21 protein-coding genes and 1 tRNA gene are annotated in these 21,363 nt (G+C 56.5%); 10 read left to right on the top strand and 12 right to left on the bottom strand.

What is annotated here, in order from left to right; genetic code table 11:
- Positions 1 to 11: 11 nt before the first annotated feature.
- From RUE5091_RS11455 to RUE5091_RS11465, 3 genes are all read left to right on the top strand, one after another.
- Entirely contained in the window at positions 12 to 761 is a 750-nt protein-coding gene (locus tag RUE5091_RS11455) for a DUF3299 domain-containing protein (RefSeq protein WP_082643629.1), read from the top strand.
- Positions 758 to 1,936 (top strand): carbohydrate porin, encoded by a 1,179-nt coding sequence (locus RUE5091_RS11460; RefSeq protein ID WP_058282044.1) that lies wholly within the window; start codon positions 758 to 760, stop codon positions 1,934 to 1,936. The genes RUE5091_RS11455 and RUE5091_RS11460 overlap by 4 nt, the downstream gene beginning before the upstream one ends.
- A gap of 69 nt (positions 1,937 to 2,005) precedes the next feature.
- On the top strand, positions 2,006 to 3,889 hold the full coding sequence (locus RUE5091_RS11465; protein WP_058282045.1) for an amidohydrolase family protein: 1,884 nt from the start codon (positions 2,006 to 2,008) through the stop codon (positions 3,887 to 3,889).
- Positions 3,890 to 4,249: 360 nt separating this feature from the next.
- Here the strand turns inward: RUE5091_RS11465 and RUE5091_RS11470 are convergent, their stop codons facing one another.
- Positions 4,250 to 4,891, bottom strand: coding sequence for a TetR/AcrR family transcriptional regulator (locus RUE5091_RS11470; RefSeq protein WP_058282084.1), 642 nt, complete (start codon positions 4,889 to 4,891; stop codon positions 4,250 to 4,252).
- 230 nt (positions 4,892 to 5,121) lie between these two features.
- Here RUE5091_RS11470 and RUE5091_RS11475 point away from each other — a divergent pair, with 230 nt between their 5' ends.
- On the top strand, positions 5,122 to 5,937 hold the full coding sequence (locus tag RUE5091_RS11475) for an enoyl-CoA hydratase/isomerase family protein (protein WP_058282046.1): 816 nt from the start codon (positions 5,122 to 5,124) through the stop codon (positions 5,935 to 5,937).
- 571 nt (positions 5,938 to 6,508) lie between these two features.
- On the opposite strand, the gene RUE5091_RS11480 is transcribed toward RUE5091_RS11475, so the two are convergent.
- A tRNA-Val gene (locus tag RUE5091_RS11480) sits at positions 6,509 to 6,584 on the bottom strand.
- A 219-nt stretch (positions 6,585 to 6,803) separates the two neighbouring features.
- On the opposite strand from RUE5091_RS11480, the gene modA reads away from it, so the two are divergent.
- From modA to modC, 3 genes are read left to right on the top strand one after another with little or no spacing between them, the layout of a single operon-like run.
- On the top strand, positions 6,804 to 7,583 hold the full coding sequence (gene modA / locus RUE5091_RS11485) for a molybdate ABC transporter substrate-binding protein (RefSeq protein ID WP_058282085.1): 780 nt from the start codon (positions 6,804 to 6,806) through the stop codon (positions 7,581 to 7,583).
- Positions 7,584 to 7,586: 3 nt separating this feature from the next.
- Positions 7,587 to 8,279 carry a molybdate ABC transporter permease subunit gene (modB, locus tag RUE5091_RS11490; protein ID WP_058282047.1) on the top strand — a complete coding sequence of 231 codons (693 nt, stop codon included), beginning with the start codon at positions 7,587 to 7,589 and terminating at the stop codon, positions 8,277 to 8,279.
- Complete coding sequence (gene modC, locus RUE5091_RS11495; protein WP_058282048.1) at positions 8,276 to 9,373, top strand: molybdenum ABC transporter ATP-binding protein; 1,098 nt, start codon at positions 8,276 to 8,278, stop codon at positions 9,371 to 9,373. Before modB ends, modC begins: the two co-directional genes overlap by 4 nt.
- Here modC and RUE5091_RS11500 read toward each other — a convergent pair.
- Both RUE5091_RS11500 and RUE5091_RS11505 read right to left on the bottom strand, forming a co-directional pair.
- The gene (locus tag RUE5091_RS11500) at positions 9,370 to 10,278 is read right to left on the bottom strand and encodes a Hint domain-containing protein (protein ID WP_058282049.1); all 909 of its coding nucleotides are present in this window, start codon (positions 10,276 to 10,278) and stop codon (positions 9,370 to 9,372) included. The genes modC and RUE5091_RS11500 overlap by 4 nt on opposite strands.
- On the bottom strand, positions 10,279 to 10,791 hold the full coding sequence (locus tag RUE5091_RS11505; protein WP_058282050.1) for a toxin-activating lysine-acyltransferase: 513 nt from the start codon (positions 10,789 to 10,791) through the stop codon (positions 10,279 to 10,281).
- Between the two features lie 192 nt (positions 10,792 to 10,983).
- Here RUE5091_RS11505 and RUE5091_RS11510 point away from each other — a divergent pair, with 192 nt between their 5' ends.
- Positions 10,984 to 11,397, top strand: coding sequence for a hypothetical protein (locus RUE5091_RS11510; protein WP_058282051.1), 414 nt, complete (start codon positions 10,984 to 10,986; stop codon positions 11,395 to 11,397).
- Between the two features lie 6 nt (positions 11,398 to 11,403).
- Here RUE5091_RS11510 and hemF read toward each other — a convergent pair whose 3' ends face one another.
- Genes hemF through clpS form a run of 4 tightly spaced genes read right to left on the bottom strand, consistent with a single transcriptional unit; the run spans position 11,404 to position 14,472 of the window.
- Complete coding sequence (hemF, locus tag RUE5091_RS11515) at positions 11,404 to 12,288, bottom strand: oxygen-dependent coproporphyrinogen oxidase (RefSeq protein ID WP_058282052.1); 885 nt, start codon at positions 12,286 to 12,288, stop codon at positions 11,404 to 11,406.
- Between the two features lie 5 nt (positions 12,289 to 12,293).
- Complete coding sequence (locus RUE5091_RS11520) at positions 12,294 to 13,094, bottom strand: SDR family NAD(P)-dependent oxidoreductase (protein WP_058282053.1); 801 nt, start codon at positions 13,092 to 13,094, stop codon at positions 12,294 to 12,296.
- Between the two features lie 37 nt (positions 13,095 to 13,131).
- Entirely contained in the window at positions 13,132 to 14,097 is a 966-nt protein-coding gene (locus tag RUE5091_RS11525) for a class I SAM-dependent methyltransferase (RefSeq protein ID WP_058282054.1), read from the bottom strand.
- Between the two features lie 27 nt (positions 14,098 to 14,124).
- A complete protein-coding gene (gene clpS / locus RUE5091_RS11530) occupies positions 14,125 to 14,472 on the bottom strand; it encodes an ATP-dependent Clp protease adapter ClpS (protein ID WP_058282055.1) in 348 nt (115 codons plus the stop codon).
- Positions 14,473 to 14,565: 93 nt separating this feature from the next.
- Here clpS and RUE5091_RS11535 point away from each other — a divergent pair, with 93 nt between their 5' ends.
- Complete coding sequence (locus RUE5091_RS11535; protein ID WP_058282056.1) at positions 14,566 to 15,267, top strand: HAD family hydrolase; 702 nt, start codon at positions 14,566 to 14,568, stop codon at positions 15,265 to 15,267.
- Between the two features lie 281 nt (positions 15,268 to 15,548).
- Positions 15,549 to 16,931 carry a D-alanyl-D-alanine carboxypeptidase family protein gene (locus tag RUE5091_RS11540; protein ID WP_058282057.1) on the top strand — a complete coding sequence of 461 codons (1,383 nt, stop codon included), beginning with the start codon at positions 15,549 to 15,551 and terminating at the stop codon, positions 16,929 to 16,931.
- Between the two features lie 71 nt (positions 16,932 to 17,002).
- On the opposite strand, the gene RUE5091_RS11545 is transcribed toward RUE5091_RS11540, so the two are convergent.
- The 4 genes from RUE5091_RS11545 to RUE5091_RS11560 all read right to left on the bottom strand — a co-directional run bounded on the left by RUE5091_RS11545 (position 17,003) and on the right by RUE5091_RS11560 (position 20,923).
- Positions 17,003 to 18,250, bottom strand: coding sequence for a hypothetical protein (locus RUE5091_RS11545; protein ID WP_058282058.1), 1,248 nt, complete (start codon positions 18,248 to 18,250; stop codon positions 17,003 to 17,005).
- A gap of 151 nt (positions 18,251 to 18,401) precedes the next feature.
- The gene (locus tag RUE5091_RS11550; protein ID WP_058282059.1) at positions 18,402 to 19,163 is read right to left on the bottom strand and encodes a LamB/YcsF family protein; all 762 of its coding nucleotides are present in this window, start codon (positions 19,161 to 19,163) and stop codon (positions 18,402 to 18,404) included.
- Positions 19,164 to 19,175: 12 nt separating this feature from the next.
- Positions 19,176 to 20,174 (bottom strand): 5-oxoprolinase subunit C family protein, encoded by a 999-nt coding sequence (locus tag RUE5091_RS11555; protein ID WP_058282060.1) that lies wholly within the window; start codon positions 20,172 to 20,174, stop codon positions 19,176 to 19,178.
- A complete protein-coding gene (locus tag RUE5091_RS11560) occupies positions 20,171 to 20,923 on the bottom strand; it encodes a 5-oxoprolinase subunit B family protein (protein ID WP_058282061.1) in 753 nt (250 codons plus the stop codon). Before RUE5091_RS11560 ends, RUE5091_RS11555 begins: the two co-directional genes overlap by 4 nt.
- Between the last annotated feature and the right edge of the window lie 440 nt (positions 20,924 to 21,363).

The raw sequence follows: 21,363 nt of genomic DNA on the forward strand, positions 1-21,363 counted from the left end.
AGGATGGAACGATGAGATTATTGATTGCGGCTATAGCGTCGATATGGGTTGCTGGAACGGTTGATGCTGGAGCCAATCTCGATTGGGCTGATTTGCCAGATCCATCCGTGCAGGTCTTTGAAGACCCCTATCGCGATCTCAAACCTGAACAGTTCGACGATGTCCTCTACGCCGTAAGACTACGCGGCAGGCTACAGCAGGGTAGTGGCAGCGAAGAAGAGAGACAAAAATGGCAAGCGCTTCTGGCCGAGACGGAGGACAGCTTGGCTACAGATGGTGTTGATGTCGACTGGCTACTCGACCAGCGAGCGGTCGTAACGGAACGTCGAAGAAAGGCCGGGACGAACGGAAATCCGCAATTCGACGGTCAAACAATCACACTCGCGGGCTTTGCCATTCCTGCTCCGAGTGATCCGGACGGTCGGCCTGTGGCATATTTGGTGCCAGAACGAGGGATGTGCAGTCACATGCCTCCACCTCCACCCAACCAGATGATCCGTGTGCGGTTGAATGGGGACTGGGCGCCCAGCTATTTCCACGAACCCGTTCGGCTGACCGGTATGCTGACTATCGATCCTTCTGTTCAGAATATGATGGTTGTGGACGGTCTCATGCCTATGAATGCGACTTTCCAGCTAGAGACGGAACGTGTCGAAACTTTGGAAACCGAGGCAGACAGGCTGGAATGGAAGCAGCGTGCTGCTGATCGCATCCGGGCAGCGGGAAATCGCAAAACCGGCGGGGCAAAGGCGTCTGAATGATAAGGTTTCTAGTTGCCGCATTGAGCATTGCTTTCGCTGGCGCAGCGTCGGCTCAAGGTCTGTCCGGGCCCTCTTCGGTCGAAGCTGATCTAGAACCTGGAGATGGTCTAACTGACCCACAATATCGTTCCGAATTTCCACGCAACATCGCGCCGGGTTGGTTTCAGTGGAAAGACCGACTGGCTGAGAGTGGTTTTCGGTACAACATTGATTACTTGGCATTGGGCCAATCCACGAATGCTGATCTGGGAACAGGCGAAGCGGCCAGCGGAATTGCGCGCTTCTACGGTAGTTGGCAGGCAACTGAACGGGGTTCCCTGACATTCAAGATCGAAGACCGGCACAGTTACACGGACGTTGCTCCGCAGTTTCTCGGTCTGGATGGCGGAGCCCTTTCAATCACGGGAACGGCCTTCAATGACAATGGTCTGCTGCTGACCAATCTTTTCTGGACCCAAAGGGCCGAGAACGGTTCGTGGACGCTGCAAGTCGGGCAGATTGATGTAACAGACTTTTTGGACATTTATGGGTTGGTCAGCCCTTACAGTGGTTTCCAAAACCTGTCTTTTAATACCAATCCGACTATTAACACACCCAATCAAGGCCTTGGCATTGCCGGTGGGGTAAAGCTGAGCGAAAACTTCTACGCTGTTGCAAGCGTCTCAGACGCAAACGCCGACCCGTCTGATCCAAACTTTGATGTGTTTAGCGATGGCAATCTCTTCAAGTCACTCGAACTTGGTTATACCTCCGGCTTTGATCGCATTTACTTCGACAATATCCACCTGACCTTTTGGCATGCAGATGCAGCAGACGATGGCAGTCGCCCCGAAGATTATGGGGCCGCGTTCTCAGCGGCTTGGTTTTTTGGCAATAAATGGATGCCATTCTTCCGGGCAGGGGCCTCAAAAGGGACAGCAGCGCTTTTTGACCGGTCGGTTTCTGCGGGTCTGGGTTACTATGGTCGCAATACCGATCTGGCCGGTTTGGGCCTGAATTGGGCTGAAGCAAGAGGCATTGACGGTGATCAATTCACTCTGGAAGCATTCTACCGGTTTTCAATTTCACCTGGACTGCAGATCACGCCATCACTGCAGTTCATTTCTGACCCGCTGCTGAACCCCACTCAGGATAGCATTACGCTGTTCGGCCTAAGAACCCGGATCGTTTTCTAATGTGGGTCGAAAGCAGACGCCGAAAACAAAGAAACATTCAGTTTTGTCGATCAAAGGGAGGATCTATCCATGCGTACCTTGTTTCTGGCAGGCACGTTGTCTGTTTGTTCGACTTTGTGTTTCGCGCAAACTTACGACGTCGTCATTCTCAAAGGTCGGGTAATGGACCCGGAAACCGGGTTCGATCAGATTGCTAACGTGGGGATAAGCAACGGCTGGATCACTGCGATTACCGACGAAGAAATTAGCGGTAGCGAGTCCATCGACGCGACAGGGCACGTTGTAGCTCCCGGGTTTATCGATCTCGAGCAGCATGGGCTGGACCCGTGGGGTATCAAAGTAAATCTTCGTGATGGCGTTACGACCCAAATGGACTTTGAGGTTGGGGCAGCGAACATCGAAGAATGGTATGGTGCTCGCGAAGGCGTGACGCAGGCAAACTATGGCACGGTCGTTGGACAAGAATTCGCACGGATGCGGGTTCATGACGGCCTCGTGCTTGAAGGTGGGGACATAGACTTCCGGAACTTCTTCGCACTCAGGGCGCAATCCGTGGAAGACGGCGTCGAGGGGTGGTCCTCTGTTCCAAGCAACCGTGAGCAGATGAACGAAATCACTGCGCAGCTTGATGAGGGACTACGTCTAGGAGCACTCGGCGTGGGATCGACCATCGGCTACGCCCGCGAAGGTATTACAACCTATGAGATGTTCGAAGCGCAGCGGGCTGCGGCGCGTTACGGTAGATTGACCTCCGTCCATCACCGATTTCATCCCAGTGCTTCGACGCCGACAGAAACACAGACGGGTGTAAATGAAATCTTGGTCAATGCGATGGTGCTTGGCGCCCCGCTGCACATTCATCACGACAATGATTATGGGTGGTGGGAAAATCAGGAAAAGCTCCAGATGGCCCGCGACCAAGGCTACAACGTCTGGTCCAGCTACTATCCTTGGACTGCCGGATCGGGAAACTACGGAGCCTCGATCATCGCCCCCGAAAATTGGGAAGGTTCGATGGGGTACAAATACGAAGATACCATCTTTGATCCCCAGCTCGATCGCTTCGTAACAAAAGACGAGTTTTTGAGCTTCGCTGAGAATGAACCGGGACGGACGGCAATTGTATTTAGCCCGCCAAGGGAGCAATGGTTGAATGATTGGATCACCATCGCAGGCTATGGCATCTCGGGCGACGGTATGGCCGGGCTAGACATCGAGGGCAATTTGATGAGTTGGGATGCCCCCTACGAAGACTATGCAGGGCATCCTCGGTCAGCAGGCAGCCACGCGCTTGTCCTGAGACTGGCCCGTGAAGCGAATGTGCCGCTTATGCTCACACTTACTCAGCTAAGCTACATCCATGCTAAGCGTTTAGGTGACACGGGCCTGCGTGCAATGCAGGTGCGTGGGCGTATGCAAGAAGGCATGGTCGCGGACATCACGATTTTTGATCCGGAGACTGTGGCCGAAAAGGCGAACTATACTCTCGGTCAGCAAGGTCTTCCGTCAGAAGGCATTCCGTACGTGCTCGTTAACGGAACACTTGTTGTTAAGAACAGTGAAGTTCAGCGGGGTATTTTTGCCGGACAGCCGATCCGGTTTCCAGTCGAAGAGAGCGGGCGTTTCGTTCCGGCTGGTCGCGAGCAGATCATGGGTATTCTCACACCGGATACCGGCACGGCCCGTCCAACACTGCTCGATGAAATCACAAATAGTGAAGCCAATATCGCACCTGTCACGACACCGACTAATCAGTTTGCTTCGGTAGAGCCGACCGACCCATTTGATTGGTTCACCCCTCGTAACGGTCTAGATGACGGTGCCCTTTTCTTTTGCGTCGTGCATGCTCGCTTCGAGGACCCTGCGCAAGCAAAACGCGACTATGCGAAGGCTATGATGTCAAAAACGGGAGGATCTAGACCTAATCAGTCGGAACAACGCAGAGCAAACTAATTCGCAGAGTATCGGAGCAGCGAAAAACGAAAGTCTGCTTTAGGCTGAGACCGGTCATCAGCAACCAGTCAGCTTACGGCAGCTTTGTCCGCTTTACGGAATTGCAAAGCTAGGTCGTCAATGTCTGGTTTGGGCTGAGACCAGTAGTTGACGGCCAAAGCAGGCATCGTCGAGCCGGTCTTCCCCGCCAATGCAGCATGCCTTTCCGCCGCCTTATCTACCTGGTCGGATCATTCCGGTAGCGCCTAAAGCGCACGTATTGTTGGAAGCATCTTGGGCGTCATTGAACTTCGAACGGCAAACGGTTTTTGCAGATAACTCTGGACTGTCACATTTAAGGCAGATTGCAGTTGTGGTGCCTTATTCGCCTGCCCTCACAATCACCGGTAACAATTTACGCACCTCCTTCTCCAGCTCGGCAACACCGTTTGCATCACCGGAAACAACACGCGCTAATGCCTCTTGGAAGAGGCCGTCGATAGCAGCGTAAATCGCTCGGGATGAGAGGATTGGGGAACCGTTTTTCAGAAACGCATATCGCTCAACAATCCGCCAAATCATGTCCTCTAACTCACGGTCGATTTGCTGCACGTCGTTCTGAAGAACATCGTCAAAAAGTGCCTGTGAACGTAGATCGTACCAAAGACGATGTAGTTTGGTTTCCTTCAATAGAGTTTCGGTGAGCTTCTCAGTAAATGCGTCAACAAGGCCTTGCGGTGTTTCAGCTTGCTCCGTGGCCATGTCGTAGCGGCGCACACACACTGATTTGTACTGCCGGATGCACTGGATGATCAGGTCATTCTTGTCGCTGAAGTAATAACGCAGCACACCATGCGAGAACTCGGTGTTTTCCGCAATATCGCGCAAAGAAGTCCGAGCATAACCCAACTCAGCAAGAGTTGTCAGAGCGGCGTCAGCGAGTTCCGCCTGGCGATTGGCGAACTTGCCGACCTTCGCGCGCGCTCGCTCACTTACATCGGCTAAACGATCTCGGGATGCCACCACAAAAAAACTCCATGTTTAGCAGATTCGCGCAGTTGATACGGCTTTTCAGTTGCTTATGCAGATATTCCTTCTACTTTCGAATATCAATATATCCCATTCGTAAAGCAAAAGTCTTTACAACTGTATAATTACCCCTATGTGTAACCCCGCCGGATCCGCCAACCGTGAAGCCGCGGCGGAAGCCGGCAACTTAACAAGTCTATGGAAGAACACTCAGGAGCCTCCAAATGAGCAAGCTGCATATCAAAACGCAAAGCGGTGTGGCGTCGGTGGTCATCGACAACCCGCCAGCCAATATCTGGACGGTAGACGTCATCAATGAAATGAACGCATTCATCTTGTCGCTTAAAGATGACCGAGACACAAAGGCGGTAGTCTTCAAGTCGGCAAACCCGCATTTCTTTGTTGCTCATCTTGATCTGAACACGATCAACGGCACTCCTGGCGGTCAGGCGGGGATCATTGAATTTAGCCATATGATCAACAACATCAAAGCCATGAAGCAAGTGTCGGTTGCTGTTGCAGACGGGATCGCTCGCGGAGGCGGAAACGAGTTCATCATGGCTTGCGACTTCGCTTACGGCACAGAGAACGCAGCCTTTGCCCAACCGGAGATCGGCGTCAACATTCCGACGGGCGGGCAAGGTGCAGTGCAATTTGCTCGGCGGATGGGGAAAAATAAAGCACTCCAGGCTCTGCTAACAGGTGCAGACCTTACGTCCAAAGAAGCAGAGGCGGTGAATGTCATCACTAAATTTGTGCCCAAGGCAGAGATGGATACTTTCCTTGAAACAGTTCTTGGTGCAATCCGGAATTTGGAACTGCGAGACATCGTTATGTACAAGGAGATTGTTGCAGTTTCCGTCAGGGATGAAGCCGCGGGCGCAGGGCTAGAGCTTCGCCACTTCCTGGAACGGGCCAGAGAAGGCAAAACCCAGGCGATAATCGCAGCCTTTTTGAAGCACGGCGGTCAAACAGAGCGTGAAGCAACAGATTTCGAGGGAGTTTTTGCTGATACTGCCGCTGAACTATCCGGCTCCTAAGGTAGCTATCGACCGCAGATCAGGTGCAAATAGATCATGGATGGACCATCCATCCATGATCTAATTTGCGCTGTTTCTCGAAGTTTCTAGGTTAGCGCAATCTCACAGCTATCAGTACCCTTATCGGAGCCGAACTTAGTAGGGACGGCGAAGATTGAAATTTTCTTCAGGCACAAGGCCTCCAGCAAAGAAATTCAATCTGAACATGCGTCCGCGCACCGTTTCTCGCTCGTGATGTTATCTCGGTATTTTCGCAGCACTTCACCAAGTGTCATCTCGGATGCGTTCACACTGAGGTCTGGGGTTAGCAATCCCCTGTCGGCGCTCAACTCCGTCTCACAAGCCCACTTCGTCGCATCTGCACGCTTTAGAAAGGACTTGGATCGGGATTGCCCGTCCTTCCGAACCGTCGCCTGCCACTTTCCGCTAGGCCGTTTTACGATTGTTGCCATGGCCCATATCTCCTGTGTTGGAGACATCTTTTCTGTCTAAGTGCAGCGGACACAGTTTTATGCGCAGCACAGCAAAAGGCGCTAGTCGCGTAAGACCTTGATACATTGTGGGGAAAGGATGGTGGGTGATGAGAGACTCGAACTCCCGACATCTTCGGTGTAAACGAAGCGCTCTACCAACTGAGCTAATCACCCGTGACGCTGCATGTAGCCAAGGCTGCGCGCGGGTGCAAGAGGGTCTTGCACAATTTCTTTGCCTCAATGTCGGATAATCGCCCCTTGCGGATCGTATGCCCTGGTAATCTTGTTCATTTTCCGCTGGCTAAGGTTTTGGCGTTTGGGAAAGACGCTTGCGTGCCCCCTGTTGGCTCAGATATCCCCGAAGGGACTGCAACCTTCCAGACGGGAGAGCATATGATCCTTTCCCTTGCCCGCCGGTGTGCAATCGCGGCCCTGCTGCTGGGTACTGTAGCGCTGGCACCGATCCGGGCCGGTGCGGCTGAGGTGTTGGTGTTCGCCGCGGCCAGCCTGAAAACGGCGCTGGATGAGATCGCTCCGTCTTTCGAGCAACAATCCGGGCATCAGGTAACAGTGTCGTACGCGGCCTCTTCTGTGTTAGCGCGGCAGATTCAGCTGGGCGCGCCTGCGAGTGTGTTCATCTCGGCCAATGTGGACTGGATGGATGTTCTGCAGGATCAGGGTCTGATCGACGTCGCTTCGCGGGTGGATTTGCTGAGCAATGGGCTGGTTCTGGTCGGCGGAGTAGATCAGGCACAAATCGGACAGATGCGTCCAGACACCGATTTGATAGAAATGCTGGGTAGCGGGCATCTGGCCATGGCGCTGGTCGATGCGGTTCCGGCGGGTATTTACGGCAAGGAGGCCTTGCAGAATCTGGGGCTGTGGGAGGGTGTGCAAACCCGGATCGCTCAGACTGACAATGTGCGCGCAGCGCTTGCGTTGGTGGCGGCGGGGGCGGCACCGCTAGGGATCGTTTACCGATCAGATGCGAAGGTTGAAGACCGGGTGCAGGTTGTGGCCTCGTTTCCGTCTGAACTTCACCCGCCGATCATCTACCCCGCTGCCGTGACCACCTCTGCTCCGCCTGAGGCGCAGGCGTTTCTGAATCACCTACAATCGGATGCGGCCCAATTCATCTTTACAGAACAGGGCTTTGCCCTGCCGGGCAGCTGACGCATGGGATGGTTGGGGCCTGCAGAAATTGAAGCGCTGAAGCTGTCGTTGCGCGTTTCCTTCTGGGCGACGCTGGTGACATTGCCCTTTGGCATTTTCATGGCCTACGCGCTGGCGCGTTGGCGGTTTCCCGGGCGACAGCTGCTGAACGGTTTGGTCCATCTGCCGCTGATTCTGCCGCCCGTTGTGACTGGATATCTGCTGCTGCTGACCTTCGGGATACAGGGGCCGATGGGCAAGCTACTGGGAGAGTTAGGTATCATTGTTGCCTTTCGCTGGACCGGGGCGGCGCTGGCAGCGGGGATCATGGCCTTCCCGTTAATGGTGCGCGCCATTCGCCTGTCGATCGAGGCGGTAGACCCCAAGCTGGAGCAGGCCGGAGCGACATTGGGGGCATCGCGGCCCTTTGTGTTTGCGACCGTAACCTTGCCAATGATCCTGCCTGGTGTGATTGCAGGAAGTATCCTCGCCTTCGCCAAGGCGATGGGCGAATTTGGGGCCACGATCACCTTTGTCTCGAACATTCCTGGCCAGACCCAGACCCTGCCTTCAGCGGTCTATGCCTTCCTGCAGGTGCCGGGGGGCGAGGGGGCGGCGACCCGGCTGGTGGTGATCTCTATCATCATTGCCATGGGCGCGCTGCTGTTGTCGGAATATGTCGGCCGCCGCGCCGCTGCACGGGTGTCGGGATCATGAGCCTGTCTGTCCACCTGCAGCATGATCTGCCCGATATCAAGCTGGACCTCAGCTTTGATGCGCCCTTAGGAGTGACGGTTCTGTTCGGGCGGTCGGGATCGGGCAAGACCACCGTGGTCAATGCCGTGGCGGGGCTTTTGCGCCCCAAAGCTGGCCGCGTTGCGGTTGATGGGTGGGAGCTGTTCGATACCAATCAGAACCTCTGGTTGCCGCCGCATCGCAGGCGGTTGGGTTATATCTTTCAGGAAGGGCGTCTATTCCCGCATCTGACCGTGCGGCAAAACCTGTCCTATGGGCGTTGGTTTGCACCCAAACATGCGCGTCGCGAGAATCCGGACAAAGTGATCGAGATGTTGGGCATCGGGCATCTGCTGGATCGCCGTCCGGCGGGCCTGTCGGGCGGAGAAAAGCAGCGCGTTGCCATTGGCCGGGCTCTGTTGGCCAGCCCACGCCTGATCCTGGCCGATGAGCCGCTGGCAGCGCTCGACGATGCGCGCAAGGCTGAAATTCTGCCTTATTTCGAACGGCTGCGGGATGAGGTCTCGGTACCCATTCTGTACGTCACCCATTCCGCGGCCGAAGTTGCTCGGCTGGCCACCTCTGTTGTTGCCTTGCAGGATGGCAAGGTGGTGCGACACGGACCGGCCTCGGACGTTATGGCTGACCCATCAGTGGCCCCTGCCGGGGTGCGGGCCGTAGGGGCGGTTCTTAAGGTGCGGGTTCAGGAACATCACGCGGATGGGTTGACCGAGCTGGAGGCCGGCGGCGCGCGCCTGTTCCTGCCGCGTATCCCGCATCAGGTGGGGGAAGACTTGCGCATCCGCATCCCCGCGCAAGAGGTGATCTTGTCGAGCAAACGGCCCGATGGGTTGTCGGCCCTGAACGTGTTAGAAGGCACGGTCGAAACCATCCGCGCAGGAGACGGGCCGGGGGCCATCGTTTCAGTGCAAACGCCAGCAGGGCCGGTATTGGCGCGCGTCACTCGCCGCTCGGTCACGGCACTAGGGTTGGAGCCGGGTAAGCGATGCTATGCAGTGATCAAAACCGTCGCTCTGGCACCGCAGGATGTGGGCGGGCGGCTAAGCCCGGCTTAGACCAGCGCGCGCGCTTCGAACTCGCGCAGAACCAAACGGGCGGCCCTGCCGAAACCATACCTGTCCGGTGTGTCGGGGAAAATGGCAGCCAGTTCCTGCAGCGCTTCGGATGACAGTGTGTAGAGGGATTCTTCACCCAGAAACAGGCTTTCAGCGGGGGCGCCTTCGGCTGTCAGGATTTCGTGTTCGTCCAGCAGGATATGGTAATACTCGACGGCCGCGTCAGAGGTTTCAACGTCAATTCCTGGCCAGGAACACAGATGTTTTGCGGCCACAAGCGCCTCAGGCGTGCCGAACAGCAATTCAACCTTGGGGCCACGGACCACAATGCGATGTTGCTGGGACACTCGTAAATCGCGGCTAGGCGTATCGGGGCCAAGGCTGCCCGCGCTGATCCTGACCGGGCGCATGGCCGGATTTTCCCGCAATCGCTCGGGCGGCAAGGTGCTGCTTTCGATCCAGCGGATTGGCTGCGGACCGTGATCCGTGGTCAGGACCTGATCACCGACGGACAATGCCTCAATCAGTTGCGTGCCATTGGGGGTTTCGATCAACGTGCCAGCGGTGAAGCAGACCCCCTCGATGGTGATCGTGATCTCTTGCTGCAGGTCGAAAGGGAACGGCCCAAGAAATGTGCCGAACTCGCCGGTTACCTGAATGGAGAAGGTGTCGGTAACGACCTGATTGTCATCCAGACTGTCGAAAAATGCCGGATCAACTGTATAGGTCCACTCGCCCGTGTTCGGATCAACGCTGGCGGTTCCAAAAGCTGGAGGCGTTGAGATCACCCAGGTTTCCGACAAAATAGGGACATTGCTGTCCAGATCCAGATCGCCCGTGGACTGGTTCGGCGGGTTGCCGGTCACATCGCCGGTTATGTCACCCGTAATAGCTATCGAAACCATCTACGTACCCTCTACCGCCAGAACCCGTTCGAATTCCTGCTTGCGATACAGTTGCATATGAACCTCGCCCGTATCGTCGCGCGTCCATTCCACGATCCGGTTTCGGGACATGTCGCTGTCCATCCGGTTCGTGCGAACCCGGGGGTGGGGGATGTTTTTTTTTAGCATCTCCACGATCTGATTTGTTTGGCCGAATGGAGCGACCAGATCGATGATCCAGAACGAAGGCCCGCTGGTGAAATCAGCTTCGGTCAGCGGGGTTTCCTGAATGGCGTATCGGTGCTCGGTCTCGGGGTTGAGACCGGCAAAGGTCACGAAGCCGCGCGGAAAGCCGTTCTGACGAAAAATGTGGTATTGGCCCAACCGGAATGGCGTTTCAAAGGCATAAAGCACCTGCGCCAAACTGCGATCCCTATGAGGTGTTGTCAGCGATGCCAGATAGAACAGCGCACCGAAGTCCGCGTATTTTTCGGGAGGAATATCAAACCAGTCCTTTGGGAATGCCTTGTTCAACCCGCACCTCTTGCAAATGACCGATGATCTGAGTCTACCTTCTAAAGCCCTGAAATGATACCGTTTCAGTTATAGAAGCACGTTTCCGTTGCGGAATGGAAAGAAATGTGCGGGTCGCCGCAATCTTTACTCATCGGGTCTGGTCCCTATCATTTCACGCAACGCCGTATTTTGGTTAGAGGAGTTTTTGCCATGCGATTATTCAAAATGTTTGGCATAGGTGTTTTGGTGTTGGCACCCGCACTGGCGCAGGCCACCGGCTTTGGGATTAGGTATGGCTTCAACCCCGGCTTTCGCGCGATAGTCACGCCGTTGGACAACGGTAACTATCGGGTAGCCACGCAGGGCTCGTCTGCGGCGGTGGCCTATTGGTGCGGTATCGGTGATTTTGCAATCCGGACCCTTGGCCTGCAGACGTCGCAGAAAATTTACGTCTCGAGAGCCTATGAAAAGCAGACACGCACGGTGGAATTTTCGCTGTCTCCCCCTGAAGGGGGCAATCCCAAAAAGAGTTATTCGATCACGGTCAGCCGTGTGGGCGAAAGTATGTCGGCAGCTGGGGCGCAGAGCCACTGTTATGACGACTTCATGGGATTTAATTTCTAAGGCGGCTCAGACCCATTTGGCCATCGGTGGCAAGCTCATCAGCACGGCATCCGGATCGTGGCCGGTTTCCAGTCCGAATTTAGTGCCACGGTCGTAAACCAGATTGTACTCGGCGTAGAGGCCCCGGTGCACCAGTTGGGTATTTTTGTCGGCATCGCTGAAACCCTGCACCCGGCGCTTTTCGACCAACGGTAGAAAGGCGGGGAGGAAGGCGCGGCCGATATCCTGTGTCAGTACGAAATCTGCAGCCCAGTCACCGGTGCAGTAATCATCCATGAAAATACCGCCAACCCCACGGGCCCGTTTGCGGTGTGGGATATAGAAATACTCGTCCGCCCATTCCTTAAGGCGTGGATAGTGCCCCGGACCGTGCGGGTCCAGATGGGTCTTTTGTGTGGAATGGAAATGGGCCGTGTCCTCGTCATATTCAATGCAGGGATTCAGGTCGGACCCACCGCCGAACCACCACGCATGCGGGGTCCAGAACATGCGGGTGTTCATATGCACCGCCGGAACATGCGGGTTCTGCATATGTGCCACCAGCGAGATACCCGAGGCCCAAAATCGCGGGTCTTCAGTCATTCCCGGAATGCCCTTGCGCGCCGCCATCGCCTGCTGCGCGCGCGCGCCCAGCGTGCCATAGACGGTCGAGACATTGACGCCGACTTTTTCAAACACGCGGCCATCGCGCATCACCGACATCAGCCCACCGCCCGCGTCCGAGCCGTCTTCGGACTGGCGTGTGGTTTCCTTGACCTCGAACCGTCCGGGGCTGGCATCCGAGAACGGTCCGGTGTCGTGGCTGTCTTCAAACGCTTCAAAGGCGGTGACAATCTGGTCGCGCAATTGGCGGAACCAGGCAGAGGCGGTGGTTTTTTCAGTGTCGAACATATGTGTCAGTGCGCCGGGGCTGCAACGGGGTCCAGCAGAGTACGGCCACCGTCAATGGTAAGGATCTGCCCGGTAATAAACCCGGCCGCGTCTGAGGCCAGAAACTGCGCCGTTTCAGTCAACTCGGTCGGGGCGGCGATACGGGCGAGGGGCGTGTGTTTTTCGATATCGTCCCGGAAATCGCGGTTCTCTTTCAGGGTGGATTGCAATGATGCGCTCATCACTGAACCCAGTGCGATGGAATTCACCCGGATGCGGTTTGGGGCCAGCGCCACGGCCAAAGACCGGGTCATCTGGTCCAGCGCGGCGGTCGATACAGAATAAGCCATCAAATCAGGGTGGGTGCGCCGGGCGGCAATAGAAGACAGGTTGATGATCGACCCGGCTACGTCTTCCTCATCGTCACCTGCCTGCTTGATCATCCGTTTCGCAACCAACTGGCTGAGTCGCAAGGCGGGCATCAGGTTCTGGTTCAGAAGCGAGCGGACCGAGTCATCCTCGGGGTCCAGTGGATCAGATGAGATCACCTGCCGGGCACCGTTGATCAGGATATCCACCTGATCGAAGGCGTCGATGGTGGCCGACAACAGGTTGGCAATGGTCAGCTTTTCCCGCAGGTCACCCGCAAAGAAACGGATATTGCTGTCATCGGCTTGCTCGCCCAATTCCTCCGCCAGCCGCTTTTCGTCCATATCGGCGAACATCACATTGGCACCGGCATCGGCAAAGTGGCGCCCAATGGCCAGCCCGACGCCATTGGCCCCGCCGGTCACGATTGCAGTCTTGCCTGTTATGGAAAAGGACATGCGCTTCCTCCTGAATTGCGGCGCAGGTTAACCGGGATCAACGCCGAGGGCGAGAGGCGTGGAAAACCTTGAACCGATTGTCGCCGGTCACTTCTTCGACATGCGCAAACATGTCGTTTAGTGTGTTTTCGTAAGGCAAATGGCGGTTGGCCACCATCCACAGTGAACCGTTGCGGGTCAGGTTCTTTGCCGCGGATGTAATGAAGCCTTGCCCAAGCGCCGGTTCGGCGCTGCGCGTGGTGTGGAACGGTGGGTTCATCACCACGGTGTCAATAGGTTCAGCTGCGCGCCATGTCACCGCATCGGCCCAGTGAAACTGGGCGCGGGGGTCGACTACGTTAGCACTCGCGCAGGTCAGCGCAGTGTGGTCAGCCTCGACCAGATGCAGGGACTTCAGGCCCGGACTCTGCAGTAGCCCGGCTGAAAGGTATCCCCAACCGGCCCCCAGATCGACGACCCGGGAACCCAGTTTGGCGGGCAAGGCCGCCAGTAACAGGGCCGAGGCCGGATCAATGCTATCAGCCGAGAACACGCCCGGCGCGGTCTGAAAACCATCGGCCGTCTGATGTTCGGGCGCAGCCCAATCCGCAAATTCTTGCGGGTCAGATTGAAACCAGAAAATCTTGCCATGCGCCTTTGAGATCGGTCCCTCAACTGCGACGCGCTTGCGGATGTCCTTTAGCAAACTGTCAACGCCGTCGGTCTTGGCACCGTCAACCACAATCACGCCGCTGGCACGGGCACAGGCCTGTTGCACCATCGAACGGGCCAGAGCTTTAGCGCGAGGAAGAAACACAATGGCGTCCTGACAGGGCTCTTGCGCTTCGGGAACAACCGCAAATCCCTGATGGGCGAAATGGTCGTGAAACGGTTTAAATGGCTGCACCACCTGCGTTTCACGCGGCAATTCGGACAAGTCACAGGCCGTTGTCGGCCCCAGCACCGTCAGGGGCTGCGACAGGGTCAGGCCGCTTTCCAGCGCAAGATCAAGGCGAGGGGACATAAGCGATTCCGTAAGACCAACCGGGCCTTACTCTTCCCGTTCCATGGTGCATTGTAGGGGGTGCTGGTGCCTGCGGGCAAAATCCATGACCTGGCCTACTTTGGTCTCGGCAATTTCATGGCTGAACACACCAACCACGGCTACGCCTTTTTTGTGCACCGTCAGCATGATCTCGAATGCTTGCGCGTGGGTCATGCCAAAGAACCGCTCTAGTACATGTACGACGAACTCCATCGGGGTGTAATCGTCATTCAGCAGCAGAACCTTGTACAGCGGCGGGCGCTTGGTCTTGGGGCGCGTCTGTACCAGGACCGACGCGTCGGCATCGTCGTCGTCGTCTGGTTTGTCAGACATCATCCATTGGTGTTCAAGCATCGCGTCCTACAGTCCGATTCAGGCTTCGGTTTATCTTTGCGCTTATATAACGTCGAACGGGCCAGAGAAAAGAGCCAGCAGGACGTAATAAACATGGGCCAAAATCTTACCACAATCGGCTTCGATGCGGATGATACTTTGTGGCACAATGAGCGTTTTTTTCAGCTGACGCAGGCCTATTTTGCCGAACTGCTGGCGGATCATGCCGAGCGGGATCATCTGATGGAACGCCTGCTGGCCGCAGAAAAACGCAATATCCGGCACTATGGCTATGGAATCAAAGGCTTTACCCTGTCGATGATCGAAACTGCGATCGAAGTGACCGCTGACCGGGTTCCCGCCTCGGTCATTCGTCAACTGATCGAAGCGGGGCAAGAGATGCTGGCCCACCCGATCGAGCTGTTGCCCCATGCACGTGAAGCAATCGAAGGCGTGGCAGCGACTCATCAGGTGGTGCTGATCACCAAGGGCGATCTGATTGATCAAGAGAGGAAACTGGCCCAGTCGGGGTTGGGTGAACTGTTTGACGGGGTCGAAATCGTGTCCGAAAAAACGCCCCAGACCTACCAGCAGATCTTTGAGCAACACGGTGACGGGCCGGCATCGGCAATGATGGTGGGCAACTCGATGCGATCGGACGTTGTGGCCCCGATTCAAGCCGGATGCTGGGGCGTGTATGTGCCGCACGGGTTGGTCTGGGAAATCGAACAGGCCGAAACTCCCTTGGATAGCCCTCGATACCACGAGTTGCAGGATTTGGGTCAGCTTACCGCCTTTATTCAGCGACTCAGCTGATGTGGCCGAATGGTCTCAGTCGCGAAAAAACGGTGCCGGGCGGCGGCAAATTCTGGTCATATTCACCGATTTGGTGCGGGTGAAAGTCCGACATACCACATGTGGTATGTCGGTGGCAGGCTCAATAAACCGCGATTTCCTGAGCTTTCTGTTTATTTAACCGGACCCCTGTGTTAGCCTGATCGTTAATAAAATAATTGATTTGCCGACCGGGAAAACCCGGCGGCCCGAGGTAGACAGAGGCAAAAATCGTGCAGGTTCGGCGGACAGTTCCGGCCCGAATGGGCTTATTCCTTATAGCATTCTTGTGGCTGCTCTCCTTTGCGCCGTTGCAAGGGGTGGCCGCACCCTATGCGGCGATGGTGATTGACGCGCGCACCGGCGAGGTGCTGCATTCACGCAATGCCGATACACGGCTGCATCCGGCTTCGCTGACCAAGATGATGACGCTCTACATTGCGTTCGAAGCGGTGCGGAACGGTGAGATCGACCTGGACACTCAGGTTCGCATCACCAAAAAGGCTTCGTCAGAGCCGCCGTCAAAACTGGGCCTGCGGTCCGGCCAGACGATTGCCTTCCGCTATCTGATCCGCGCCGCTGCGGTAAAATCGGCCAATGACGCCGCTACTGCTATCGGGATTGCGATAAGTGGGTCCGAAGCCGCCTTTGCCCGCCGCATGACCCGTACGGCCAAGTCGATGGGCATGAGCAGGACAACCTTCAAAAACGCGCATGGCCTGACGGAATCAGGCCATTTGTCGACCGCGCGTGACATGACCACGCTGGGCCGTCATCTGCTGTATGATTACCCGCAATACTACAACCTGTTCTCACGCCAATCGACGCATGCCGGGATCAAGACTGTTCCCAACACCAACCGCCGCTTGCTGGCCGCATACAAGGGCGCGGATGGCATCAAGACGGGCTACACGCGCGCTGCGGGTTTCAACCTTGTGGCTTCGGCCAAGCGCAAGGACGAACGTATCATCGCCACCGTCTTTGGGGGCAAGTCGGGCGCATCGCGCAATGCCAAAGTGGCCGAGCTGCTGGATATGGGTTTCCGCCGCGCTCCGTCGCGGGCACCGATCCGTAAGCCGGCCCGGCCGGCCTACGCCGGGAATGCCGGTTTGGGCGCGACTGTAGCGGCCCTGACCGGTGCGCCGAATTCCAGCCTGCGTCCGGTACTGCGTCCGGCTGCAGGGGCTGCAGTACAGGTTGCAGGCACTGTTGCTGCAACCGCCGCTCAGAATGGCGCACGCATTCAGAACGGGATTGCAGCAGCCATAGCCGCCGCGGATATCCAATCTTCGACGGGCGATTCAACACGCCCCGCTGCGCGCCCGGATGATCTGGTTCTGGCATCAACCGACCCGGCAATTCAGCCCGAGCCCGAGCAAGAAATCGTCACCCGCTTGTCCACGTCAGGTGGGCATTTGTGGGGCGTCAACGTGGGCCGCTATACCACCCGATACGAGGCGGAAAAGGTTCTGCTGAAAACCGCCCTGTCGGAAATGACCACTCTGGAAGGTACGCTGCGCAAGGTAAACCAAAGCTCGCGCGGCTTTGACGCGACATTTCAGGGCATGACCCGTGAACAGGCCGATTTGGCCTGCCGCAGGCTTCAGGCCCGGAATGTCACCTGTTTCATGATCGGGCCGTCATAAGATCCGACATATACTCTCCTGGATGGATCTGGGCTGCGAGGAAACTCGCAGCCCTTTTTTGTCAGGGCGTTTCAGTCGAACACGTGGCCATGCTGGTATTGTTCGTCCTGCCCAGCGGCGGCTGTCAGGGCCGCCACGTTGTCCTTGGTGAAGAACCCGTCGTAGTGGTGGCAGCGCTCGATATATTCCGTGATCAACAGCGTGTTTTTCGAATGTTTCGAGAATATCTGCTTTAGGTTCGGATCGTCCTTACATTCACCAACGACATGGGCCAGGAAGGGCACGCCCTTGTCCTTGAGCGTAGTGACCACGAAATCGACGTTCTTTTCCCCGGCACCGTGATCGCCATCCTGAATCTCGATGGCCATGTGATGCAGGCGACGGCCAAAATTGCGAACGAAGTCCTCGGTCGGCATCGGCAGTTGTTCGAATGAATTGATAAAGGAAGGAGTGTTGTTAGCGGTGAACACTTTGGCGGGGGATTTTTTGTCGTCATCCACATCCGGGTTTCGGTTCACATTGGTCGACGAATTCATGTCAAAGATGTTGTACGCTCCCCAGAAGTAATAGGGCACCATGGTCAGAAACTCGAGGATCGCGTCTTCACGCTCTCCTGCCAGAATGCGGGTGGCAAGGTGGTCGACCCCCAGCATCAAGGGCGAGATTTTGCTGTCAGCGCCAAAGGCTGCTGCCTGATCCAACTGGGTTTGTTCAGCATCGCTCAGTAGCACACGGTCGCCCAAACCCAGGCTGTCGGGGTCGTTGAAGTCCAGCGTGGAATAGCCGACCCGGTTGCAGGTGAAATCCGACGGGGTGGTGAACCGGAACCCATTCAGCGTGTAGAACGGATTTTCAGTGTCGCCGTCATATTCAAAGCGGATGTTCTGATCCTCAAGCGTTTTGCTCAGGGTGCTCAGGTCGGTTGCGCCGTAAATCTCTCCGACATAGCGGGTCTGCGGGGTGTTGCGTGCCAGCGGGTACATCCGGTTGATCCGAGGGATGAAGTCCTCAAAGCTGGGGCTGAGCGGGGCCATTACGATCAACGCCGGGTAGTCGGCGTGCGAATGCAGGACCGAAAATTTATGCGTTTGCCCCAAATAGGTGGCCGTGTGGCGATAAGGGGTCATCACATACAATTCGATCAGCGTATCGAACAGCGCCGTGGTTTCCACTTGCTGGACAATCGCCCGCATCGGTCCGACCTGATCAGCAATACCAGAGCTGCTGCGGCGTTCGTAAATTCTGGGTAGATACTCGCCGAAGAAGTCCGAGTTCTTCTTGTCCCCGCGCGGTTCATAAGACATCAAATCGAAAGACATAAATTTCCCTCCTTGCGTGGGCCCAGAGGTTTCCGGACCCGGCTTTGCCTGGATTTCCAATAATCAGAACATGCACTTGCAGGCATGCTAGGGTCAGAAATCCAACTGGGCAACTCTAAGAAGGTGGGGCGCAGACCTTACGCCCGGATGTCTATCGGGTGAATTTTGTCACCTCGACACCGCCTGCGATCAGGTTTTCGCGAACGGACCGGGCGATCTGTACCGCGGTTGGCCCATCCCCGTGCAGGCAGATCGTGTCGATTGAGGTTTCCAACCGCTTGCCGGATTCGGTGATGATGGCGCCTTCGCGGACCATATTCAGCATGCGCGGTCCTGCTAACTCGGGGTCGTGGATGACCGCGCCGGGCAGGCTGCGATCAACAAGCGTGCCGTCATCATTATAGGCACGGTCGGCGAAGATCTCTCCGACCCACTTGCAGCCCAAATCGCGCACGGCCTCTTCCTGTTTGGTGACGGCCAGCACCATGACGATAATATCCGGGTCCACATCCAGTGCGCCCTGATAGCAAGCCCGCGCCATGTCGATATCGACTGAGCACATATTGGCCAGTGCCCCGTGCAGTTTCAGATGCCGGACCTTGGTGCCGACCGCCTTGGCCATCCCCATCGCCGCCCCCAGCTGATAGCGCACCAGGTTGCGTAGGGTGTCATGGGGCACCTTCATATTGCGGCGACCAAACCCCTGCAGATCAGGAAAGCCGGGATGCGCGCCGATGCCTACATCATTGTCGTCAGCCGCCGTCATTGTCTTGGCCATTACATCCGGATCACCTGCATGAAAGCCGCAGGCGATATTGGCTGAGGTGATGATCTTCAGCAGGCTTTCATCGTCACCCATGTTCCAGGGGCCAAAACTTTCCCCCATATCAGCATTCAAATCGACGCTGGGCATCGGTAAAACTCCTTATTCGGTGGCAGAGATCATTCCGCTGATCAGTTGGTAGGACAACAGGTCCGCGATATCATGCGGATCGCGGACCAGGGGTTCGACCCGCGCCCGCAACCTCGTCAGATCGGACAGATAAGTGCTGTGTAGGGTGATGGCCTCGTCCATGGACACAAAGGTGAACTGTATCTGTCCGCCCGACGGGGTTTGCGCCGCCCGAGACAGATCGCAGGGCAGGACGGTGGCAATGCGGGGGTAGCCTCCGGTCGTCTGGCATTCGGGCAGCAGGATAAAGGGGTTCCCTGTGCCGGTCATCTGGATGTCGCCGGGGGTGATCACCTCGGACAGGATGTTTAATTGACCCTTTGCGGCAAAACCTTCCCCATCGCTTTCCAACTGCATACCCATACGGTTCGCCCGCGCACCTCGTCGAAATGCGGTGTCGGTAAATCGGTCCAGCGTTTCAGCATCAAAAAGGGGGGTCTGGAAGCTGGCCAGTACGCGCAGGTTGCCCCCGGAAAACCGGTCATCTGGACGCAGTTTCATGCCAGTGCTGCCTGAATACGGCCCGACGGGTAGCCGGTCGCCGACCTGCACGGCGCGCCCGACATTTGCTGTTAGATGAGCGGATCGCGACCCCAGAATCAGCGGCACATCAATTCCGCCGCCAACATTCAAATAGCCATAGTTGCCCTGTTTGGCGACGCCAATCGTCAGCTTCTGACCCGCCTCCATTGAATGCGAAGCATTCCAGACAACCGGCGCCCCATCTATACTTGCCTGCATCGGCGCGCCGGTCAGGGCGATGCTAGCCTGCTGGGTGGCCTCGAATGTGCCGCCCATCCCCGCCATTTCCAGCGCCGCACATTCCGGGTTTTGCCCCAGCAGCGCAGCACCCTCATGCAACGCCAGCTGATCCGCAGCCCCGGACCGAGAAAGGCCCTGATCAAGATAACCCGTACGCCCCCGGTCCTGAATGGTGCAGGCGGGTCCGATTTGATGCACCAGTAGGCTCATGAGGGGATTTCCTCACAGGTCGCACCGCCCGAGCCATCATTAGTCTCGCGGATATTATCCAATTCTGCGCGTGAAATCGGTGGGAACTCCATTTCATCCCCGGGGCGCAGCGCAAAGCTTTGTTCGGCTTCGGGGCGGAAACAGCGAAAGGCGGTTTGACCCACATGCCGCCATCCGGTCGGAGTTGGCCTGGAAAACAGCACGAACTGTGAGATCGCCAGAACCAGTGCCCCCTCTGGCAACATTGGAGTGAGTTCCTTAAGCCGCGGGATATCGAATTCAGGCCCCAACGGTCCTAAGTAAGGCTGGCCGGGCGCAAAGCCGATGGTCAGCACGCGTACGCGGGATTCACCTAGCCGCTTTATTGCCTCTGAGGGCGACAGCCCTGCGGCTGCTGCGGCTTCATCAAACTGCGGGGCAAGTTTTCCGCCATATACGGTGGGCACCCGCCACAGACGACGCCCGGCCGGAAGCGGCTCTTGATACCAGTTTTTTTCACGAAGAATCTGTTCCACCTGTCTGTGGATTTCAACATGCGACAAGGCAACTGGATCAAACCGAATATATGCCGAGGCCAGAGACGCTGACGTCTCAATCACTCCGTCGCATCCCAGAAGGTCGATCGCATTGCGAAATGCCAACGCTGCGCGGTTTGAGGATTCGGCCATTGTATCGGCAAACGATACCAACAGACCGTCCTGACCAACGGTCCGTATGCAAGGAAAAGGGTACGCGTGCGTAGCTGTCATAATACTGTGCGTTTGGCTGTATCTTTCGGGCGAGGTGACCGTATCCTGGGCCAATGCGCAAGACCTGGCACGCGCGTTGTGTCGTTTTCAGCGCTCTGACTGGGAGCGAGTCGGGGAAATGGGCTGAAAACTGACTTGGATTTGATGATCCGACTCGGTTGGGCCTTGTAGATGCGGGATCGGGACTCACTATATATGGGGTAGGCGGGTAGTTGGCCGACTGCTGTTGGCGAAGCAACCGGGTGTGCCCACTACATGGGTGGTGAAATTCACTTAGCTAGCTGCATCTTAATATATTGAAAAATATACTAAAAATATGAAACTACAAAAAAAACGCGCAAGATGTGATTTTCCACTTGCGGCTATTGGAGGTAAACCTTAGAACCCCCTTCACCGGCGCTACTGAGGTGGTGCTGACGGGCCGGAGAGACGGCTGGGCG

The organism is Ruegeria denitrificans (genome assembly GCF_001458295.1).
GTDB lineage: Bacteria > Pseudomonadota > Alphaproteobacteria > Rhodobacterales > Rhodobacteraceae > Ruegeria > Ruegeria denitrificans.

What these genes read in the sequence shown, in the direction of transcription:
- RUE5091_RS11455 (WP_082643629.1), top strand. Translation starts at nt 12, where the DNA reads ATGAGATTATTGATTGCGGCTATAGCGTCGATATGGGTTGCTGGAACG.
- RUE5091_RS11460 (WP_058282044.1), top strand. Translation starts at nt 758, where the DNA reads ATGATAAGGTTTCTAGTTGCCGCATTGAGCATTGCTTTCGCTGGCGCA.
- RUE5091_RS11465 (WP_058282045.1), top strand. Translation starts at nt 2,006, where the DNA reads ATGCGTACCTTGTTTCTGGCAGGCACGTTGTCTGTTTGTTCGACTTTG.
- RUE5091_RS11475 (WP_058282046.1), top strand. Translation starts at nt 5,122, where the DNA reads ATGAGCAAGCTGCATATCAAAACGCAAAGCGGTGTGGCGTCGGTGGTC.
- modA (WP_058282085.1), top strand. Translation starts at nt 6,804, where the DNA reads ATGATCCTTTCCCTTGCCCGCCGGTGTGCAATCGCGGCCCTGCTGCTG.
- modB (WP_058282047.1), top strand. Translation starts at nt 7,587, where the DNA reads ATGGGATGGTTGGGGCCTGCAGAAATTGAAGCGCTGAAGCTGTCGTTG.
- modC (WP_058282048.1), top strand. Translation starts at nt 8,276, where the DNA reads ATGAGCCTGTCTGTCCACCTGCAGCATGATCTGCCCGATATCAAGCTG.
- RUE5091_RS11500 (WP_058282049.1), bottom strand. Translation starts at nt 10,278, where the DNA reads ATGGTTTCGATAGCTATTACGGGTGACATAACCGGCGATGTGACCGGC.
- RUE5091_RS11510 (WP_058282051.1), top strand. Translation starts at nt 10,984, where the DNA reads ATGCGATTATTCAAAATGTTTGGCATAGGTGTTTTGGTGTTGGCACCC.
- hemF (WP_058282052.1), bottom strand. Translation starts at nt 12,288, where the DNA reads ATGTTCGACACTGAAAAAACCACCGCCTCTGCCTGGTTCCGCCAATTG.
- RUE5091_RS11520 (WP_058282053.1), bottom strand. Translation starts at nt 13,094, where the DNA reads ATGTCCTTTTCCATAACAGGCAAGACTGCAATCGTGACCGGCGGGGCC.
- RUE5091_RS11525 (WP_058282054.1), bottom strand. Translation starts at nt 14,097, where the DNA reads ATGTCCCCTCGCCTTGATCTTGCGCTGGAAAGCGGCCTGACCCTGTCG.
- clpS (WP_058282055.1), bottom strand. Translation starts at nt 14,472, where the DNA reads ATGCTTGAACACCAATGGATGATGTCTGACAAACCAGACGACGACGAC.
- RUE5091_RS11535 (WP_058282056.1), top strand. Translation starts at nt 14,566, where the DNA reads ATGGGCCAAAATCTTACCACAATCGGCTTCGATGCGGATGATACTTTG.
- RUE5091_RS11540 (WP_058282057.1), top strand. Translation starts at nt 15,549, where the DNA reads ATGGGCTTATTCCTTATAGCATTCTTGTGGCTGCTCTCCTTTGCGCCG.
- RUE5091_RS11545 (WP_058282058.1), bottom strand. Translation starts at nt 18,250, where the DNA reads ATGTCTTTCGATTTGATGTCTTATGAACCGCGCGGGGACAAGAAGAAC.
- RUE5091_RS11550 (WP_058282059.1), bottom strand. Translation starts at nt 19,163, where the DNA reads ATGCCCAGCGTCGATTTGAATGCTGATATGGGGGAAAGTTTTGGCCCC.
- RUE5091_RS11555 (WP_058282060.1), bottom strand. Translation starts at nt 20,174, where the DNA reads ATGAGCCTACTGGTGCATCAAATCGGACCCGCCTGCACCATTCAGGAC.
- RUE5091_RS11560 (WP_058282061.1), bottom strand. Translation starts at nt 20,923, where the DNA reads ATGACAGCTACGCACGCGTACCCTTTTCCTTGCATACGGACCGTTGGT.